This window comes from Blautia sp. OF03-13, assembly GCF_003460685.1.
Lineage (GTDB): Bacteria > Bacillota > Clostridia > Lachnospirales > Lachnospiraceae > Fusicatenibacter > Fusicatenibacter saccharivorans.
In genome coordinates, this window is record NZ_QTVR01000006.1 from 158,313 (window position 1) to 177,062 (window position 18,750).

Here is an 18,750-nt window from a genome sequence, read left to right on the forward strand (position 1 = left end):
TCCTTTCCTGACATAAGCAAAAGGGGCTGTTGCACTAAGAAAATGAACGTAGTGCGACAGCCCCTTTTTTCGCATTATTTTTTCAGGAGTGCTGCTGAATGCTCTTCAGTTAAAATAACTCCGCAATCGCCGCGATCTTCTCACAGTTTTCCGGCAGCGGGTCGTTTATTTTCGGTGACTGGCGCGTTGCCACGTAACGGCTTGCAATTCCGGCAGAGGCTGCACCGTGGCAGTCAGCGATATCGTCATTTCCTGTCATCAGGCATTCTGCCGGATCGAGGTGATACTGCTTCAGCAGCATCTCATAAAACGCCGGATCCGGTTTTTTCACACCGGCATCCGATGAGAGCAGGATTCCATCAAAGTATTTCGTAAGGCCGAGCAGGGAAATTTCCGGCGCGGTGAAAAGCGCCTGTGCGTTGGACAGCAGAAAAACCTTCTTTCCTGCGTCTTTTAAACGCTGCAGCATTTCCGGCACGCCGGGGAACAGTTTCAGTTCTTCTATCGAAATCGCACGGAACATTTTCGCCAGATCTGCAATTTCTTTTTCCGTTACCGAAACAGCTTGATCCTCAAACAGTTGCCGGAACACATCCGCAATGTCGATTTCCGGTACATGGCTGCCGCGGCATTCCATTTTAAGCGCAGCTTCCTGCTCTTTGATTTTTGTCTCATACGCCATCCGGAGTTCTTTCGGCTCATAGGCGGCCCCTTTCATGCCGAAGAACAGGCTCATTTTTTTCCAGAGATACGCTTTCTTTTCATTCGTATGTATATCTACCAGAGTTCCATATAAATCAAAAATATAATTCTGATACATCCTTCATCATCCTTTCTTACGGAAAGTTTTCCACACGACACGTATTCTACCAGACTTTTCTCCACAATTCCATGTCTTTTTTCCAGACTTCCTATCTTTTTTTCTCCACCCAGACTGTCCATCAAACCAGATCGTTGAAACCTGTTTTGTCTTGCTCTCTGTAAGAAAGAATCCTGCCCGGAGGGCTTTTTACTTTATCGGAAAATTCAACGAAGTTTCCGGTAACGTAAAAAAATTCCCCCGTACAGATTTTGTCCGCAACAGGGGAATTCATTACATCTCACAGTTTCCTGCGAATTGTAATCTTTGATTTACTTTCTCGCATCCAGCATTTCTTTCACCAGACGAATATACTCCGGTGTTGTTCCGCAGCAGCCGCCGACAATGCCTGCACCCGCGTCTACCAGAATGTTCATATATCTTGCAAACGTCGGCGCATCCATGCTGTAGATTGCCTCACCGGTCGGCGTAATTTTCGGCAGGCCGGCATTCGGTTTTACGATAACCGGTACTCTTGCCACTTTTTTCATGGAATTTACGACTGCCTCAAGCTGATCCGGTCCGACCGAGCAGTTCAGTCCTACGGCGGATGCTCCCATTTCCTGCAGTGTCTCAACTGCTTCCACAGCGTTTCCGCCGAACAGGGCAGAACCGTCTGCTTCCAGCGTCAGAGAACACATAATCGGCAGATCGCAGACAGAAAGTGCAGCATCCATAAAGACACACGTTTCGTCTACGCTCAGCATCGTCTCCGCTACCAGAAGATCAACGCCCGCATTTGCTACCGCTGTTACCTGCTCTGTGTAGGATTCCAGCAGCTCTTCATAAGAGAGATCGCCTTTTGGCTGCAGCATTCTTCCCGGTGTGGAAAAATCTCCCGCAATCAGCGCACCTGTTCCGGCAAGCGCTTTTTTCGAAATGTCCACCAGGCGTGCATTCAGCTCCTCCACCTCGTTTTCTCTTCCATAATCCGCTAATTTCAATCTGTTTGCACCAAAGGTCGGCGCATAGACAATCTGGCTTCCCGCCTCCACGTAAGCCTTCTGTAAATTTGCCAGAATATCAGGATGCTCCAGAACCCAAAGTTCTGTACTGACTCCTTTTGGCATTCCCGCTTTTGTCAGATTTGATCCGGTTGCGCCATCCAATAAAATGACACCTGCTCCGGCAAGCTGTTCAAATTCTTCTCTTGTCATTTTCTTTTCTCCATTCTGCCCGAGTTCCCTGCAGCACATGTCCGCGTATACTGACAAATCCCGGCTGTTTTTTTCTGAACCTGCCGCGCTTTTCGCGTCAAATTCATGTTCAGTATAGCATTGTATTGTTTTCCCGACAAGTAGAAAAGAGGTATCCGTTTTGGATACCCCTTCGTCTGTTTCTGTTCACGAATGTTCAGCAAACCCCGACATTCTCAATCATGATGCGCGTCTGAATGATGTGTCTCCGAATGATGCGTCTCCGAATGATGTGTCCTGCCCGAGCTGTTCCCTCCACCGGATGTGGTATTTTTCGGTGACCCCGGAGACAAATTTGTTCCCTGGTTCACACGGGTTGCTTTCTGTCCATTTTCCACCTGCGAGGATGCCGATACCGTTGAAACACCCGAATCGGAACTGTTTTCCGTTGCAGCATTTTTTCCACACGCAACGAAAGCCAATACTGCTGTACCGACAAGTACGGAAATTACTGCCTTCTTCATTTCTCCACCTTCTTTCCTGGTACATCGTTTTCGCCTGAACATTAGAGCGTGTCTGAAAAATTATTTCCGCAATTTGCGAGATACACTCTGGTTGTAATTTCATTTTAAATGAACTTCTTACTATTGTCAATTTACTCTACAAATTCCCTATTATTTTCTTTTTTTGTAACGATTCAGAGCCATGCGAAATGGAAGAAAAATCGCGAAGCAGCCGGACCCCTCTCCCGGATCCGGCTGCCGTTTGTCCTGTATCGTATGCTTTTATTCTGCAGTGCTTGAAGACGTTGAAGCAGTGCCTGTGCTGCTTGTCGATGTCGTTTCGGTACTGCCTGATGTCGTGCTGTCAGACGTTGTACTGTCCGTTGCGGTACTGTCCGTTGTTGTGCTGTCGGTTGTGGTTCCATCTGTGGAATCTGTAGAAGCGCTGTCAACTGTCATCGTATACAGATCTGCGTCGGTTACTTCAAGTTTTTTCCAGTTGGATGCGACCTTGATATCGCTCTCCTTTACCCATCCATCCAGTGTATCGTTGTACTTATCCGATTTGCGGTTGGAAATGATGGTCTGTCTTCTGGACTCGGTTTTGTCCTCGTCGAATGCTTTATCTACACGGATCACATAATATGCATCGTCGCCTTCGATGACACCGTCATAATACTCGCCATCCTTCAGCTTTGCTGCTTCTTCCGCTACTTTATCTCCAAGAGAACAGGTATCGTCATCGTCTTTCTCCGATCCGGTTCCAAAGGATGTCTCGGAAGAGGTCAGATAAGAAACCTCAGAGGAGGAATCGCTGGCGGAACTGCTCGATGTGCTCGCGCTTGAAGCGTCGGATGCGCTTGTGTCGGAAGCATCGGAAGAAGAGCTGCTCTCATCGGAGCTGTCGGCAGAATCGGTGGAATCTGCGGTATTCTCCGCATTTAACTGATCGTTCAGCTCCTTGCGCAGATCGGTAAACGATGCGGCTGCAGGATCCTCAGACTCTTTTAAGAGATCCAGGAATCTCTGTGCGATTTCTTTCTTTGCCGCTTTTTCCTCGTCCGTCAAATCAATCGTTTTTCCATCGTCATCCTTCTCGGTTCCTGCTGTGGATACCGTGATGTAGCTGATGGAGGTCTGCTTTGCCTCTTCATCGGATACCTCGGTATCTACATCTGCGATGATCGGATCATAAATTTTGGTTTGAATAACATACAGCTCCAGTGCATCCTGGATGTCCTCAACGGTTGCGTGCAACTTTTTCATCACATCGTCACCGTTCTTATCTGCGAATGCCTGTGCAGCCTCTTTCGCCTGCTGTTTTTCCTCGTCTGTCAGGGAAATTCCGTATTCCTCTGCGTGCTGCCGCATCAGAAGCTCTTTTTCGATCGTATCAAGAGACTGCTCCTTGAACGTTTCCCCGGTAGTCTTTCCATCGTCGCCTTCCTTGTCGTACATCTCAGACGGCATCTGCATTCCGTACATCGAGTACATCTTGGAATAATAATTGTACATGGTTGCCTGCTGATATCTCAGCATGAAATTTGCCTGTCCGAGTGTAATCGACTCGTCATTTACAGTAATTGCCGTTTTTGTTCCGTCCACATTGTCGGAACCGCAGCCAGTCAGTCCCATCGCTGCCATCGAAGCACTCAGCATAACGCAGACTGCTTTTGCTTTTAAATTTTTCATTACTTCCTCCTCATGCAGGGCGAAATGTATGCTCAAAAAGAGTTTTTCTTTTTACACGTTCGAATTTCCGGTCCTGCATCGATTTTTATAAACGCTTTTCCTATTATACCCTTTTTGTTGATACAGGGCAACTTTTTTCTTCCCTGTTCACGCCTTTTTCACACGATTTTGTGGTTATGCGAGTATTTCACTCCTGTGTGATCTGCAGCAGATCTTCCACCAGTGCATGGCTCTTCTCCAGCAGATCGATCTTTTCCTTTGAATTTCTCCGCCGCGGCGTGTAGACAAACGCCAGCGACTCCATCTGGAATTTCAGTTCGTCTCGGTATTTCTGCAGCAGCTCCGGAATCCGCGCCACATCGATTTTTGCATGCTGCTGTAAGGTGACTCGTACCGAATCGCCCATCTGTTTCAGCTCCGTCACATACGCACAGTGCGCCAGCGCTTTCAGTTCTGCAACAGCCAGAAGATTCTGTACATTTTTCGGCGGTTCCCCGAAGCGGTCGGTCAGCTCCTCCGTCATGTCCTCATACTCTTCCTTATTTTCAATCGCCGCAATTCGCTTATAGGTGTCAAGCTTCAGAGACTCGTTGCTGATGTAGCTGTCCGGAATATAGGCACTGACATTCAGATCAATCGTTGTCTCGAACGCTTCTGCCGGTGCGATGCCCTTCGCCTCCTGGACAGCCTCTGCGAGCATTTTACAATAGAGATCGTATCCAACCGATTCCATATGGCCCGACTGCTCTGCGCCCAGCAGATTTCCGGCGCCTCGGATCTCAAGATCACGCATTGCAATTTTAAAGCCGCTTCCCATCTCCGTAAATTCACGGATCGCATGGAGACGCTTCTCCGCCACTTCCTTCAACATCTTGTTTCTGCGGTACATCAGAAATGCGTAGGAAGTCCGGTTCGACCGTCCGACGCGGCGCGACTGATAGAGCTGTGACAGTCCCATCTGGTCAGAATCATGGATAATCATGGTATTGACATTCGAAATATCGAGTCCTGTCTCAATGATCGTTGTTGACACGAGCACATCGATCTCTCCGTTGATAAATCCGTACATGATCTTCTCGAGCTCGCGCTCCTTCATCTGCCCGTGCGCAAAGCCCACATTTGCATCCGGCACGAGCTTCTGGATCGTGTTCGCCATATCCGCAATCGACTGGACACGGTTATAGACATAGTAAACCTGCCCGCCCCGCGCAAGTTCACGGTTAATCGCCTCGCGAACCATTTCTTCATTGTATTCACAGACAAAGGTCTGGATCGGCTGTCGATCCTGCGGTGCTTCCTCGAGCACACTCATATCCCGGATGCCGATCAGGCTCATGTGCATGGTACGTGGAATCGGCGTCGCCGTCAGTGTCAGAACATCCACATTTTTTTGCAGCTGTTTGATTTTTTCTTTATGCGTCACGCCGAACCGCTGCTCCTCATCGACAATCAGAAGGCCAAGATCTTTGAACTTTACGTCCTTCGACAGAACGCGGTGTGTTCCGATGACAATATCCACGAGTCCTTTTTTCAGATCCTCCAGCGTTTTTTTCTGCTCTGCCGGCGTGCGGAACCGGCACAGAAGATCAACGCGCACCGGAAAGTCCTTCATGCGCTCAACGAACGTATTGTAATGCTGCTGTGCCAGAATGGTGGTCGGAACGAGGTAGACGACCTGTTTGCTCTCCTGTACTGCCTTGAACGCTGCACGGATTGCAACCTCGGTTTTGCCGTATCCGACATCGCCGCAGATCAGGCGGTCCATGATCTTTTTGCTCTCCATGTCCGCCTTTGTCGCCTCGATCGCCGCAAGCTGATCGTCCGTCTCCTCAAACGGAAACAGTTCCTCAAATTCCTTCTGCCAGATCGTATCCTTTCCGAACTGATAGCCGGATGACGCCTGCCGCTCGGCATACAGCTTCACGAGATCCTGTGCGATATTTTTTACCGCATGGCGAACCCGTGTTTTCGTCTTATTCCATTCCTGACCGCCGATTTTATTCAGCTTCGGCACCTTTGCAGCTTCGCCGGACGCATACTTCTGCAGCGTATCGAGCTGGGTGGCCAGCACATAGAGGTTCGATCCGCCCGCATACTCGATTTTCATGTAATCACGCGTTACGCGGTCCATCTCAATTTTTTCGATACCGCGGTAAATACCAAGACCGTGGCTCTCATGCACGACATAGTCACCGATCGATAGATCTGCAAAATTCTGGATTTTCTGACCGGAATACTCCGATTTCTTCCGGTTTTTCTTCTTCTCTTTTCCAAAAATATCCGTCTCTGTGATCAGCACAAATTTCTGCATCGGATATTCAAAGCCTCTGCGGGCCGCGCCGTGGATCAGCATGACCTCGCCCGGTTTCAGAACACGCTCCTCATTCTCGCTGTAGAAGGCCGGAATCTCCTCATTCTGCAGGTCCTCTGCCAGATGCTGCGCCCTCGTCCGCGACGGACTCGCCAGTACAATACGGTAACCCGCTTTTTTCCAGGATTTCAGATCTTTTACCAGAAGCGGGAACTGATTGTTATACGAATTGACCGATTTCACCGTCACACTGAACTCATCGCGGATGTTCCACTCGCCCTTCTGCGGCTCCATCAGCGATACGGCAACACAGCCGCGGCGGTTCAGTTTTGCCACAAGCTCCGCCGTACTGCACATCAGCTTCGCCTGTCCCGGCAGGAGGTATCCCTTTTCAAGACGGTGGCTCACGCTCTCCTGAAATTCTGCTTCCAGCGCATCGGCACACTCGATGATGCGGTTCGGCTCATCGAGGAAAATGCGGCTGTTCTCCGGCAGATACTCAAGAAACGAGACGGTCTCCGGATAAAAATAATGAAGATACTGCTCCGCTCCCTGCAGAATTTCGCCTTCTCCGATCCGGTCGCAGATTTCCTCTGCTGCACGGCGGATCCTTGCCGCTTCCTCTGTCATCATTTTGTCGCGGAATTTTGTGCTTTGCGCTTTCGCCTCTTTTTTTATAGCTTTTACGCCGCGCGCAATCGTATCCTCTGTTAAAATCAGCTCCGATGCCGGATAGATTATGATTTCCTCGAGGTTTTCAATCGACCGCTGGCTCTCCGCATCGAAGCTTCGGATGGAATCTATCTCATCGCCCCAGAGCTCAATCCGGATCGGGTTCTGTTCCGTCAGCGGATAAATATCGAGAATGCCGCCGCGGACGGAAAACTCGCCGGTCGACTCCACCTGAAAGGTACTCTCATAGCCGAGCTGCACCAGCTCTTTTCTTATTTTATCCAGATCGAGTTCGCTGTCATTGCGCAGATGGATGCAATGTTTTTCGAACACGCCAAGAGGCAGAAGAAAGTCCATACATCCCCCTACACTGGTGATGATGGTAACTTCCTTCCGCTCAAGAAGTGCCTGGATCACCTGAAGCCGCTGCCGGATCAGTAGATTTCCGTGAATGTCTGCCTGATAGAAAATCAGGTCCTTCGCCGGATAATACAGCGTCTCCGCATCGTACAGCCGGTAATCCTCATATAATTCTTTTGCTTTTAATTCATTTTCCGCGATCAGAAGCCGCACCGGGGCATCCTCGGAGAGACCTGCAATCATGTGGGCTTTCTGGCTTTCCAGACAGCCCGAGATCACCGTCACACCTGCGGTTCCTTTTTTCAGATCACGGAACAGCTCGTCAAAACGGGCAATTTCTTTGATCGGTTCTAATAACGCTTTCATTTTCCTTACTCTGCCGGGTTTGCAGATTTGCGGTTATACTCATTCATAGCTGCGTCCACATCCCCGTTCAGCATCTGCTCAATTGCTTTTGCCGCATGCTCGATCGCCAGATTTACAAGGGGACGTTCGTCTTTCGTAAACGGACTTAACACGTAGTCCGCCAGATCCCAGTTTTTCGGTTTCTCACCGACGCCGACCTTCACACGCATAAAATGGTCGGTGCCAAGATTGGCGATGATGTTTTTGATGCCATTGTGGCCGCCCGCGCTTCCTTTTTTGCGGATACGGATCTGTCCCGGCGCCAGGCTGATATCATCGTAAACCACGATCAGCTCGCTCTCCGGATCCACTTTGTAATAGTTCACCAGCTCCCGAACGGACTCGCCGCTCAGGTTCATATATGTCATCGGCTTTGCGACAATGACTTTCTGGCCTGCGATCATGCCCTTTCCGAACAGTGCCTTGTGGCCTGCACCGGAAGACGGGATCTGATATTCGTCGATCAGGTAATCGATGGTGTCGAATCCGACGTTGTGCTTCGTGCCCTCATACTGGCGCGTCGGATTTCCCAAACCTACTATAATAAACATACTTCCTCCTGCAATGCAGACAACAGAGAGCAGAAAAAACTTTCCCTGCCCTCTGTTGTCTGATGTATGATTGTTCCTTTTCTTTAGTTAAAATATACCAGTTCGCTCTCCGGTTTCTTGGCCGGTTTGATTTCTTTTGCATACAGAACCGGGCCTTCGCCATCGTAAACCTTCATATAGCCCCATTTTACCGTTGCAGTCACGTCAACCCAGGAACCCATTACGAGAGATTTGGCGCTTGCGCATTTGCAGACATAGCCGATAAAAGAAGTATCATCTGCACAGCAGGTCATTGCCATACGACCCGGAACAAAGAAATCGGCTCCGACATCCTTGCTCTTTAATACCATACCGCGGAAATGAACAGTCTTGCCCTCGTAACGCTCCGGGTTGTCGCCCATATCGACATACCAGATTCCGTAATCGGCATCGTCGATCTCGATCACATCGGCATCGGTATCAAACGGCATCTGATCCTCAAAAATGTTGTCAATTTCGCCTTCTTCATTCTCAAACAGAACGTCGCATGCCTGATTGACTACTTTGATGCTGCGGCGGAATGCCGGAAGTGGATCTTCCGGACGACAGCGGTTGAACATAACCATATCCGCATTTTTTGCCATCTCCATGAAAACAGATTTCATATTCTGCATATAAATCTGGAAGCAGCTTGCATCGACCGTCACAATCTCCTGTACAATGCCCCAGCCGCGCGGCAGCTCCATTTCTTCCAGTTTTTTTACACTCCAGAGCGGATTGTATTCCAGAATAATACGTTCCGGGCGGTATTTGCGGTTCAGTTTTTTCAGGTAATCCAGGGTAAACTGCTCTGGTCCTTCTACGATTTCCAGGACGGTGTTGTGTTTGAGCAGTTCTTTTTCGTCGTACTCTACTTCACCTTCTTCGGTTGTGATCAGAAGGGTCGGTCCGTCGATCTGGAAATAGTCCTGTGCTACGGTAAAATTGATAAAAGAGGTTTTTCCACTCTCCAGAAATCCTGTTATGAGATAAATCGGAATTTCTACTTCGTCTTCTTCGTACATTTTGTACCTCCGTTGTCTTTGACGTACTCCCGGAATCTTTCTGCACTTGCTTTTGCGGCTGAGATTCCGGACGTGCCTTTTGCTTTGTCTCTAAATCAAGAAAAAAGCTGCCACATCGGATTTTGTTTCTGATGCGGCAGCTTCACTACAGTTCACAGGTACCCTGCGGACCGTAATTTTCGCAGCTACTTTGTATTTTTACAGTCCGAACAGCTCTGCCAGCTTATCTTCTGCTAATTTGGAACCGATGACACAGATTCTTCCGGTGAATTCCGGTGCTCCGTCACGTACTTCGTACTCTTCCGGAACCATATCGAAATAGATCCACTGTCCATCGGCGCCTGCTACCATACCTTTGGCCCGAAGAACCATACCATAAGCGGTATCCTCGGAAAGTTTCTTTAAGATGCCTTCAATCTGCTCTTTGGTGAAGGTCTTCACAGTCTCCTGACCCCAGCTTGTGAAAACTTCGTCTGCGTGATGATGGTGATGATGATCATGACCGCAGCCGCACTCGTCATCGTGGTGATGATGATGCTCATGGTCGTGATCATGGCCGCAACAGCACTCGTCATCATGGTCGTGGTGATGATGCTCATGCTCCTCGTCGTGATCGTGGCCGCAGCAGCACTCGCCGTCATGGTCGTGGTGATGATGTTCATGTTCGTCCTCATCATGATCGTGATGATGGTGCTCATGCTCCTCATCGTGGTCATGGCCGCAGCAGCACTCGTCGTGGTCATGATGATGGTGATGATGCTCTTCCTCTTCTACCTGCGCAAGGTTGATGATGGCACCTTCCATCGTATCGAGTACTTTCTTACCACCCAGTACTTCAACCGGTGTGGTAATAATGTGTGCTTCCGGATTCAGTTCGCGGAGCATCTTTACTGCTGCCTCTACTTTTTCCGTATCGGCTTTATCGGTACGGCTCAGGATGATGGTTCCTGCGCTCTTTACCTGATTCTCGAAGAATTCGCCGAAGTTTCTGAGATACATTTTGCATTTCATAACGTCGACTACGGTTGTTGCGGAATTCAGGGCTACGCCTGCTTCTTTTTCTACACCGTCTACAGCCTTGATGACGTCGGAGAGTTTACCTACGCCGGACGGCTCGATGATGATGCGGTCCGGGTGATATTTGGTGATAACATCTTTTAATGCTGCGCCGAAGTCTCCCACAAGAGAGCAGCAGATGCAGCCGGAGTTCATTTCACGGATTTCGATACCGGCATCTTTTAAGAAGCCTCCGTCGATTCCGATTTCACCGAATTCGTTCTCGATCAGGACAACCTGCTGGCCTTTCAGTGCGTCTCCGAGGAGTTTTTTGATCAGGGTTGTTTTTCCTGCGCCCAGGAAACCTGAAATAATGTCTATTCTTGTCATTGATTTAACCTCTTTATCTTGTTGATTCCGTTTATAGTTAGCTGCAAAAGGGCCGAAGTTTATCCTCCGCCCCACACTCACGCTTATTATAGCAACCATAGAACAAAAAATCAAGAGAATTTCCCTTGCTTTTTCTGCATTTCACCATTATAATATATTACATGTCTTTTCTACTTTAACGCGTTGAATGGGCAAATCATTTTACCTATGAATGGGGGATTTTTTTATGAGTGGAACGAAAGAAAAAAAACTCAATCTGCCACAGTCACTGCTTTTGCTGCTGCTGATCATCGTATCCGTCGCAGTCTGTATCCGCCTGAAAACCGGCGGTCCTATGATCGGCCTGTTTGCAAGCTGGATTTTTATCTATCTGTTTTGTAAGATTTTCGGTATTTCTTACGCCAACATTGTTGCCGGCGCATACGATGCCATCCGTATGGTCGTCCCGACGCTCTGCCTTCTGATGGCCATCGGTGTCATGATCGGCACCTGGCTGCAGAGTGGCACCATTGCCACCATCATTTCCTGGGGCTTAAAAATGATTAACCCGTCCTGGCTGCTGCCTCTGACGCTGCTGTTCTGCTCCATTTTGAGTATTGTAACCGGTACTTCCTATGGTTCCGTCGGAAGCGCAGGTGTTGCCATGATGGCGATCGGAAACGCCATGGGTATCCATCCTGGCATGGTAGCCGGTGCTGTCATCTGCGGTGCCATGTTCGGTGACAAATTAAGTCCTCTTTCCGATACCACAAACCTTGCTCCGGCCGTTGCAGATGCCAAACTTGGCGATCATATCCGCTCGATGCTCTGGACCACCCTTCCAACGTATGTAATTACCTTAATTCTTTTTACTATTCTCGGTTTCCAGCAGACCAGCGGAAGCTATACCGAGGGAAGCATTACCGTTTACATCGATGCTTTAAACGGTGAATTCCAGCTCGGATGGATTACCATGATCCCTGCCATCCTGATTATTGTATTGCTCCTCTGCAAAGTAAATGCGATCTCTGCACTTGGTCTTTCCAGCTTCGCTGCCGGATTTGTTTCCTATTTTGTGCAGCACGATACTCTGCAGGGCATCATCCGCACAGCTTACAACGGTTACACAACCACAATCGAAGAACCGGTATTACAATCCATCTTAAACCGCGGCGGCATGGGAAGCATGCTCCAGTACGTAGCCATTATCTGCTTTGCTGTCGGCATGGGCGGCATGCTGGAAAAACTCGGTGTACTGGATCACATTCTTCAGGCGATTGTAAAGAGAATCAACAGCGATGGAAGTATGATCCTGGCAACGATGATTGTCGGTTACGTGACCAGCCTCATCAGCTGCTCCCAGCCGATGGCACACGTTCTGACCGGCCGTCTGATGGCACCTGTCTTTCAAGAGCGCAAGGTTGCACCGGAAATTCTTTCCCGCTGCCTCGAAGACTCCGGAACTATGGCTGGTCCTATGATTCCATGGCATGGCTACGGCGTATACATGGCCGGCACACTTGGTGTTGCATGGTCGGCATTTTTCCCGTACTTATTCCTGCTTTACCTGACCCCGGTTTTCAGTATTTTCTATGGATTTACCGGAATTTCCATTAAGCATCTTCCGGAAACCCAAAACAATGAATCAAAAGAAGAGAAATAAGGCAAAAGCAGAAATCGTAACAGAAAATCATAAACAGAAACAGAAACAAAAAAAGAAAAGGAAAAGAGAAAGAATGCAGACAAAACTTGTTCTTCTCGGAACCGGCACACCAAATGCGTGTCCGAATGCCAACGGACCTTCCTCCGCTGTCGTGGTCGGTGACCGTGCTTATCTGGTAGATTTTGGCCCTGGCGTTGTCCGCCAGGCCTCAGCCGCCTATTTTAACGGCGTAGATGCCCTGCGGCCGGATCTTCTGACCGTTGCCTTCTGTACGCACCTTCACACAGACCATACCGCAGGATACCCGGATCTGATTTTTACTCCGTGGGTGCTGGAGCGCCCGGTTCCATTGAAAGTTTTCGGGCCAAAGGGCTTACAGCACATGACCGATCATATCTTACAGGCCTATGAAACCGACATTGATTTCCGAATTCACGGTTTCGAAAAAGCAAACGAATCCGGCTACCGCGTTGAGGTAACAGAAATTGAATCCGGCATTATCTACCGGGATGACCTGGTTACGGTGGAGGCTTTTCCGGTCAGCCACGGAACACTGGAATGCTACGGCTATAAATTCACCACACCGGACCGCACGATCGTCATCACCGGCGATACCGCTCCGCTGGATCTCGTGGCAGAAAAAGCGAAAGGCTGTGATATCCTGCTGCACGAAGTGGAATACGCCGCCGGAATCTCCTGCCGCGAACCAAAATGGCAGAAATACCACCGGGAAGTGCATACGTTAAGCACGGATCTTGCCGGTGTTGCAAAAAAGGCAAATCCGAAACTGCTCGTTACGTATCACCGGATTTACCATATGAATGTACAGGATAACCACAAAAACCTTGCCGCCGAGATGGCATGGCGCGATACTGCGATACTGGATGAAATCCGGGATGCAGGGTATGACGGATATGTCGTGAACGGAAAAGACCTGGATGTATTTTAAAATACGGGGCAGCGTACCAATTCTGGTTTACGAATTGGTACGCTGCCCCGTTCGTTTTGGGATGAGCCCGGAGACGCTTTCTATTTTCATTTACCCGACTGGCAGATTCTGCCATACTCTGCGTTATTTCAGAACTGTTTTTTCTTTGACATTAACCTCCTCAGAACGTATAATCATAGTATTACAACTCTGGCAAAACAGCAGGATTTTCTGCTGTTTGTCGTTACAGGAACCTGATCCGCAGACGGCTTGCACAGTCTGCCTTTCGTTTGCGTTCCAGAAAGGATGTTTTATATGGCAGCTACTACTGCGAAACCCGTAAAAAGCGCCGGTAAAATTCCCGGCAGTACCTTGAAAATCATTGCGATGGTCTGTATGCTGATCGACCACACTGCAGCTGTACTTTTCGACCGAATCCTGATTTCCCGCGGTCTTCTGAATGCGGTGAACGCTTCGGACGGAGGCGCATCATTTCTCTCTACAGGAAACACAGCTGTGATTTATTACGCAGACATGATTATGCGTGCCATCGGACGAATCAGTTTTCCAATTTTCTGTTTTCTGTTAATTGAGGGATTTCTACATACACATGATGTGAAAAAGTATGCTCTGAATCTTGGTATTTTCGCACTGGTTTCAGAAGTTCCGTTTGACCTTGCATTTGCGGGAAAACCGTTTTATCTGAATTATCAGAATGTATTTTTCACTCTGTTTATCGGCCTTGTGATGATGATTTTCCTGCAGAAGATTGATGAAAAAACGCATCAGGACGGTACAAACTGGCGGGGAGCCAACTGGAAAGTTTCCATTGGAAAACTGCTGGTGATCGTAGCGGCATGCACTGTTGCTACACTGCTGAAAACCGATTACAGTGCGATGGGAATTCTGACGATTGTTCTGATGTATAACCTGCGTAACAATAAGATGTATTGTATTGGAATTGGCTGCGCCGTACTTACGCTGCTGAGCCTGAATGAAATCACCTGTTTTCTGGCGATGATCCCGGTGCATTTTTATAACGGAAAACGAGGATTGAATCTGAAGTATCCGTTTTATGCGTTTTATCCGGTGCATCTGCTGGTGCTGTTTGCGATTGCGGCGGTACTGGGGATGGCGGGGGTTGCGGTTGTTTAAAAAACGGACACCCGGAAGTGCACCTGCGCCGCCTTGGACTGTGCCCTGGGGCACAGTCCCAGACGACACAGACGCACTTCCGGGCTGACATTGAGGCGGGCGGTGGGGAGGTCTGGATTTGCTGCGCAAATCGGCGTGAGATTCTACTTAATATACTTCTTAACTTCCAACGGATACCCCAAAAGCTCTTCGCTGCGAATCACTTCAAAATTCTCCGGTTGAAAATCTTTGCGTAACGTCACAGTGTTCAGGCAATGATATCCCAATCTATGATAGAGTTTCATCGCTCCAAAATTTCGTGCAGCTACCTCAAGATAGACAGATTCAGAATACTTTTTTATCTCGGCTTCGACCAGCGCAATCGCATGACTTCCGTATCCGTTTCCCTGGTATTCCGGAAGTACGAAAAGATCTTCGATCCAGTCAACTTCCGCCCCGCGGCTTCCGAGATGCACAAATCCAATGGGGATCTCTTCTTTTAAGATAAAATAAAACACATGCCCTTTGTCTGTCCAGGCAGCAAGATTCTCCGCGGCCTCTTCGTCGGTTATAACATAATCACCATGAGCCAGCCAAAAGCCTCGAATCAGCTCTTTTGCAAGTTGTGCTTCGTTTTCATATTTCTGTAATGCTATCGTTTCATTCATTTTTTTCATTCCCCTTGTTTTTTTAACCGAATCAAGCAAGTCCCCACCCACTGCTTATTACTTTTCGCAATGGAAGCAGGGGACTTGTTTGATTCGGTTAAACTATGATATACTCAAATCATCATGATACCAGGCTCAAAAAGCTAATGCAAGCTCGCTTGCAAGAGGATTTTTGAACTCTTGACCTGTCAAAAACATGACGAGGAGTGCAATGATATGAAAAAAGCGACAAATTTGATATCCTTTCTGATTTTAATGATGGTACTGGTCGGCTGTAGCAAAGAAACGGTCCATATCGACTTTCCTTTTGAAGTTGGAGATGTTGAAAATATCGAAATGTACCACTATGCGGGAGCACCGGTATCAGCAGAAAAGAAAATAGTCGTTGCAAAAACTGATATAACAGACTTGTATCATATGTTTGAAAACTTATCATTGACAGACAAACAAGTCGAGGAAATCACAGGAGCAGATGTGACCAGTTTTCGATTTAACCTTTCGGATGGGACAAACTACGAACTGGTTTATGTCTGCAATGGAGTCAAGAACGGAAAGCTGAAATCTTCCACGGGCAATTTTGAATACTTCACAAGTTCAGATATCGGCTCATATTGGTCAAATATGGATCTTGAATCAGTTCCAGTGAAAGAAAGTGAATTGCCGAAGTGGCATACCTGATTCAGCCTCGAAGGACTCCCTGTCATACGCGCTGGGGTGTTTTTATATATGATTCATCTCGTTTCCGTTTCTCATAAATCGCTTCCATCCATTCCAGCACATCCTCTTTGTTCTGCTGAAACGGTTCACTGTGGCTCAGGAGAAAATACGGCGCACGCACGTTTTTCAGAACTCGGATTTCTGCCAGCAGGCGCTCGGCATTATAAATGGTCTGTCCGTTTTTCTGCGTCGCATATGCCGCATCCCCGAGAAAGCACCACGTCTCATCCACTTCCAATGCAAGCGATCCTTTGGCATGACTCGATGGAATCGGAAATAAATGTAACCGCACGTCACCGTCCTGAAACCACGTATCTTCTTCTATCACAGTTCCTGTTTTTGTATAACGAAACGTATTTTTCCCCTGGTAAACCGCTTCGCACGAAATCTCCGACAGATTCCCAATATGGTCGGGATGAAAATGGGATAAAATCACCCGAATTTTTTTTCCTGTCTGTTCTGACTTTTCCTGCAGAATTTCTGAAACCGCAGGATGATTTCCCACGTCATATACCCAGAAAAATGCATCACCCTCGATGATCACAACATTTGCCGAAAGTGGATGTTCTGTCGGTGTAAGATAGGAAATGTGATCGTTGATTGTCTGGATGTGCGGAATCTGTATCGGCTCTTTTCTTTCGTTCTTCATTCAATCAGCACCTCTTTTCCTTCGAACGCAAAACACAATGACCGACAGATTTATGAAATCTCTTTCATTCTCTGCCGGTCATGATATTAATGAAAATTAGTAGCTATCTTATTTTAGAAGCTGAACACCGCCACACCATACGCCGGAAGTGCATATGCAATCCGATATGGCTGGCCATCGCATTCTCCCTCTTTGGCACGGTAGGCTACCTGGCGTTTTTCGGTCGGGCCGCCGTATTTGACGTCGGAGCTGTCGAGTACCAGGCGGTACTGTTTTTTGCGCGGTACGCCGCACATGTAGTCCGGTCTCTCGACTGGTGTGAAGTTGCAGACAAACAGCAGATTGTTCTTGCCTGTCGGTGACCAGCGGACGAAGCTGTAAATGCTGCGGTCGCCGTCGTTGGCATTGATCCACTGGAAGCCTTCGTAGCCGCAGTCGTTCGCGTAGAGTGCCGGGTACTTGCGGTACATTTTCAGCAGGTCACTAAAGAAGGTCTGCAGATGCTGATGCCCCTCATCTGCCAGCAGGAACCAGTCGATCTCGCGTTCCTCGCTCCACTCGCGGAGCTGTCCGAAATCCTGTCCCATGAACAGAAGTTTTTTGCCCGGGTGCCCGAACATGAAAGCATAGCCTACCATCAGGTTCTGGAATTTTTCCTTCAGATCGCCCGGCATTTTATTGATCATCGAGCATTTCAAGTGGACAACCTCATCGTGCGAGAGCACCAGAATGTAGTTCTCGGAAAATGCATAGGTCATGCCGAAGGTCATCTTGTTATGGTTGTATTTGCGGAAGTATGGATCGAGCTTCATGTAATCGAGGAAGTCATGCATCCATCCCATGTTCCATTTGTAGGAGAAATGCAGGCCGCCGTCCTCTACGCTTCCCGTTACCTTCGGCCACGTTGTGGACTCCTCGGCAATCATGATGACACCTTTGTTTCGTCCGCGCACCAGGGTATTCAGGTGTTTGAAGAACTCGACGGCTTCGAGATTTTCATTTCCGCCGTTCTTGTTCGGCACCCACTGGCCCGGCTCTTTTCCGTAGTCGAGATACAGCATCGAAGCAACAGCATCGACACGGAGACCGTCTACGTGGTACTCTTCTACCCAATAAAGCGCATTTGCCAGCATAAAGTTTTTCACTTCATTTTTTCCGTAATCAAAGATCTTCGTTCCCCACTCCGGGTGCTCGCCCTTTCTCGGGTCGGCGTACTCATACAGCGGCTGGCCATCAAAATCAGCAAGGCCGTGCGCATCTTTCGGGAAGTGTGCCGGTACCCAGTCCAGAATAACACCGATTTTATTTTTATGCAGATAATCAACAAGATATTTAAACTCTTTCGGTGTTCCGTAGCGGGAGGTCGGTGCGTAATAGCCCGTTACCTGATAGCCCCAGGAACCGTCAAACGGATGCTCTGCAATTCCCATCAGCTCTACGTGGGTATAGCCCATTTTTTTTACGTAATCGGCAAGCGAATGTGCGAACTGAACGTAATTGTAAAATCCGTCCGGGTTGGATTCGGACCACGGATGTTTCATCCAGGAGCCCGGGTGCACTTCGTAGATGGAGAGCGCGGATTTCTGAACGTCAAATTTTTTGCGGTTCGTCAGCCATTCGCTGTCACCCCAGCGGTAGCCTTCGATTTCCGCTACTTTTGACGCGGTACCCGGCCGTTTTTCGGATGCAAATGCGTATGGATCTGCTTTGTACAGTTCTCTTCCGTCCGGTGTGCGGATGTAATATTTATACATCATTCCCTCGGTCACGCCCGGAATGAATACTTCATAAACGCCGTCCTCGCCGACTTTCCGCATCACATTGGCATGGGCATCCCAGCCGTTGAATTCGCCGATGACAGATACTTCCGCCGCATGCGGAGCCCATACGGTGAACCAGGCTCCTACTTTGCCGTCTTTTTTGTCCAGGTGCGCACCCATTTTCCGGAAAATATCGTAATGGGTTGCCTGTCCAAATAAGTACTGATCCAGTTCAGAAAATCTTGGCTGATAGCCCGCCGGTTTTTTTGGCGCTTTTCTGGTTTTTGCTGTTGTTTTTGCCGTTGTTTTCGCAGTTTCCTTCATAGAAAAAATC

15 protein-coding genes are annotated in these 18,750 nt (G+C 48.4%); 4 read left to right on the top strand and 11 right to left on the bottom strand.

What is annotated here, in order from left to right; all coding sequences use genetic code 11:
• Positions 1–109: 109 nt before the first annotated feature.
• The 8 genes from DXA55_RS06535 to DXA55_RS06570 all read right to left on the bottom strand — a co-directional run bounded on the left by DXA55_RS06535 (position 110) and on the right by DXA55_RS06570 (position 10,918).
• Positions 110–820: an HAD family hydrolase gene (locus tag DXA55_RS06535; protein WP_117801642.1), complete on the bottom strand. Its 711-nt coding sequence runs from the start codon at positions 818–820 to the stop codon at positions 110–112.
• Between the two features lie 311 nt (positions 821–1,131).
• Complete coding sequence (locus DXA55_RS06540; protein WP_117813413.1) at positions 1,132–2,016, bottom strand: homocysteine S-methyltransferase family protein; 885 nt, start codon at positions 2,014–2,016, stop codon at positions 1,132–1,134.
• 215 nt (positions 2,017–2,231) lie between these two features.
• Entirely contained in the window at positions 2,232–2,519 is a 288-nt protein-coding gene (locus DXA55_RS06545) for a hypothetical protein (protein ID WP_117801644.1), read from the bottom strand.
• A 261-nt stretch (positions 2,520–2,780) separates the two neighbouring features.
• Complete coding sequence (locus tag DXA55_RS06550) at positions 2,781–4,190, bottom strand: SurA N-terminal domain-containing protein (RefSeq protein WP_117801645.1); 1,410 nt, start codon at positions 4,188–4,190, stop codon at positions 2,781–2,783.
• Between the two features lie 187 nt (positions 4,191–4,377).
• Entirely contained in the window at positions 4,378–7,899 is a 3,522-nt protein-coding gene (gene mfd, locus DXA55_RS06555; RefSeq protein ID WP_117813415.1) for a transcription-repair coupling factor, read from the bottom strand.
• Positions 7,900–7,904: 5 nt separating this feature from the next.
• Positions 7,905–8,489, bottom strand: coding sequence for an aminoacyl-tRNA hydrolase (pth, locus tag DXA55_RS06560; protein ID WP_055220923.1), 585 nt, complete (start codon positions 8,487–8,489; stop codon positions 7,905–7,907).
• Positions 8,490–8,572: 83 nt separating this feature from the next.
• A complete protein-coding gene (locus DXA55_RS06565; protein ID WP_055225753.1) occupies positions 8,573–9,532 on the bottom strand; it encodes a TIGR03943 family putative permease subunit in 960 nt (319 codons plus the stop codon).
• A gap of 198 nt (positions 9,533–9,730) precedes the next feature.
• Entirely contained in the window at positions 9,731–10,918 is a 1,188-nt protein-coding gene (locus tag DXA55_RS06570; protein WP_055225755.1) for a GTP-binding protein, read from the bottom strand.
• A gap of 226 nt (positions 10,919–11,144) precedes the next feature.
• On the opposite strand from DXA55_RS06570, the gene nhaC reads away from it, so the two are divergent.
• The 3 genes from nhaC (at position 11,145) to DXA55_RS06585 (ending at position 14,643) form a co-directional block, all read left to right on the top strand.
• Positions 11,145–12,560 carry a Na+/H+ antiporter NhaC gene (nhaC, locus tag DXA55_RS06575; RefSeq protein ID WP_117813417.1) on the top strand — a complete coding sequence of 472 codons (1,416 nt, stop codon included), beginning with the start codon at positions 11,145–11,147 and terminating at the stop codon, positions 12,558–12,560.
• Positions 12,561–12,633: 73 nt separating this feature from the next.
• Positions 12,634–13,509, top strand: coding sequence for an MBL fold metallo-hydrolase (locus DXA55_RS06580; RefSeq protein WP_117813454.1), 876 nt, complete (start codon positions 12,634–12,636; stop codon positions 13,507–13,509).
• A 294-nt stretch (positions 13,510–13,803) separates the two neighbouring features.
• Positions 13,804–14,643 carry a TraX family protein gene (locus DXA55_RS06585; protein ID WP_117813418.1) on the top strand — a complete coding sequence of 280 codons (840 nt, stop codon included), beginning with the start codon at positions 13,804–13,806 and terminating at the stop codon, positions 14,641–14,643.
• A gap of 143 nt (positions 14,644–14,786) precedes the next feature.
• Here DXA55_RS06585 and DXA55_RS06590 read toward each other — a convergent pair whose 3' ends face one another.
• The gene (locus tag DXA55_RS06590) at positions 14,787–15,299 is read right to left on the bottom strand and encodes a GNAT family N-acetyltransferase (protein ID WP_117813420.1); all 513 of its coding nucleotides are present in this window, start codon (positions 15,297–15,299) and stop codon (positions 14,787–14,789) included.
• Positions 15,300–15,506: 207 nt separating this feature from the next.
• On the opposite strand from DXA55_RS06590, the gene DXA55_RS06595 reads away from it, so the two are divergent.
• On the top strand, positions 15,507–15,968 hold the full coding sequence (locus tag DXA55_RS06595) for a hypothetical protein (RefSeq protein ID WP_117813422.1): 462 nt from the start codon (positions 15,507–15,509) through the stop codon (positions 15,966–15,968).
• A gap of 22 nt (positions 15,969–15,990) precedes the next feature.
• Here the strand turns inward: DXA55_RS06595 and DXA55_RS06600 are convergent, their stop codons facing one another.
• On the bottom strand, positions 15,991–16,656 hold the full coding sequence (locus tag DXA55_RS06600; RefSeq protein ID WP_242998382.1) for an MBL fold metallo-hydrolase: 666 nt from the start codon (positions 16,654–16,656) through the stop codon (positions 15,991–15,993).
• A 113-nt stretch (positions 16,657–16,769) separates the two neighbouring features.
• The gene (gene glgB, locus DXA55_RS06605; RefSeq protein WP_117813425.1) at positions 16,770–18,740 is read right to left on the bottom strand and encodes a 1,4-alpha-glucan branching protein GlgB; all 1,971 of its coding nucleotides are present in this window, start codon (positions 18,738–18,740) and stop codon (positions 16,770–16,772) included.
• Between the last annotated feature and the right edge of the window lie 10 nt (positions 18,741–18,750).

What these genes read in the sequence shown, in the direction of transcription:
- DXA55_RS06590 (WP_117813420.1), bottom strand. Translation starts at nt 15,299, where the DNA reads ATGAAAAAAATGAATGAAACGATAGCATTACAGAAATATGAAAACGAA.
- glgB (WP_117813425.1), bottom strand. Translation starts at nt 18,740, where the DNA reads ATGAAGGAAACTGCGAAAACAACGGCAAAAACAACAGCAAAAACCAGA.
- DXA55_RS06580 (WP_117813454.1), top strand. Translation starts at nt 12,634, where the DNA reads ATGCAGACAAAACTTGTTCTTCTCGGAACCGGCACACCAAATGCGTGT.
- mfd (WP_117813415.1), bottom strand. Translation starts at nt 7,899, where the DNA reads ATGAAAGCGTTATTAGAACCGATCAAAGAAATTGCCCGTTTTGACGAG.
- DXA55_RS06545 (WP_117801644.1), bottom strand. Translation starts at nt 2,519, where the DNA reads ATGAAGAAGGCAGTAATTTCCGTACTTGTCGGTACAGCAGTATTGGCT.
- nhaC (WP_117813417.1), top strand. Translation starts at nt 11,145, where the DNA reads ATGAGTGGAACGAAAGAAAAAAAACTCAATCTGCCACAGTCACTGCTT.
- DXA55_RS06550 (WP_117801645.1), bottom strand. Translation starts at nt 4,190, where the DNA reads ATGAAAAATTTAAAAGCAAAAGCAGTCTGCGTTATGCTGAGTGCTTCG.
- DXA55_RS06595 (WP_117813422.1), top strand. Translation starts at nt 15,507, where the DNA reads ATGAAAAAAGCGACAAATTTGATATCCTTTCTGATTTTAATGATGGTA.
- DXA55_RS06535 (WP_117801642.1), bottom strand. Translation starts at nt 820, where the DNA reads ATGTATCAGAATTATATTTTTGATTTATATGGAACTCTGGTAGATATA.
- DXA55_RS06570 (WP_055225755.1), bottom strand. Translation starts at nt 10,918, where the DNA reads ATGACAAGAATAGACATTATTTCAGGTTTCCTGGGCGCAGGAAAAACA.
- DXA55_RS06600 (WP_242998382.1), bottom strand. Translation starts at nt 16,656, where the DNA reads ATGAAGAACGAAAGAAAAGAGCCGATACAGATTCCGCACATCCAGACA.
- DXA55_RS06585 (WP_117813418.1), top strand. Translation starts at nt 13,804, where the DNA reads ATGGCAGCTACTACTGCGAAACCCGTAAAAAGCGCCGGTAAAATTCCC.
- DXA55_RS06565 (WP_055225753.1), bottom strand. Translation starts at nt 9,532, where the DNA reads ATGTACGAAGAAGACGAAGTAGAAATTCCGATTTATCTCATAACAGGA.
- pth (WP_055220923.1), bottom strand. Translation starts at nt 8,489, where the DNA reads ATGTTTATTATAGTAGGTTTGGGAAATCCGACGCGCCAGTATGAGGGC.
- DXA55_RS06540 (WP_117813413.1), bottom strand. Translation starts at nt 2,016, where the DNA reads ATGACAAGAGAAGAATTTGAACAGCTTGCCGGAGCAGGTGTCATTTTA.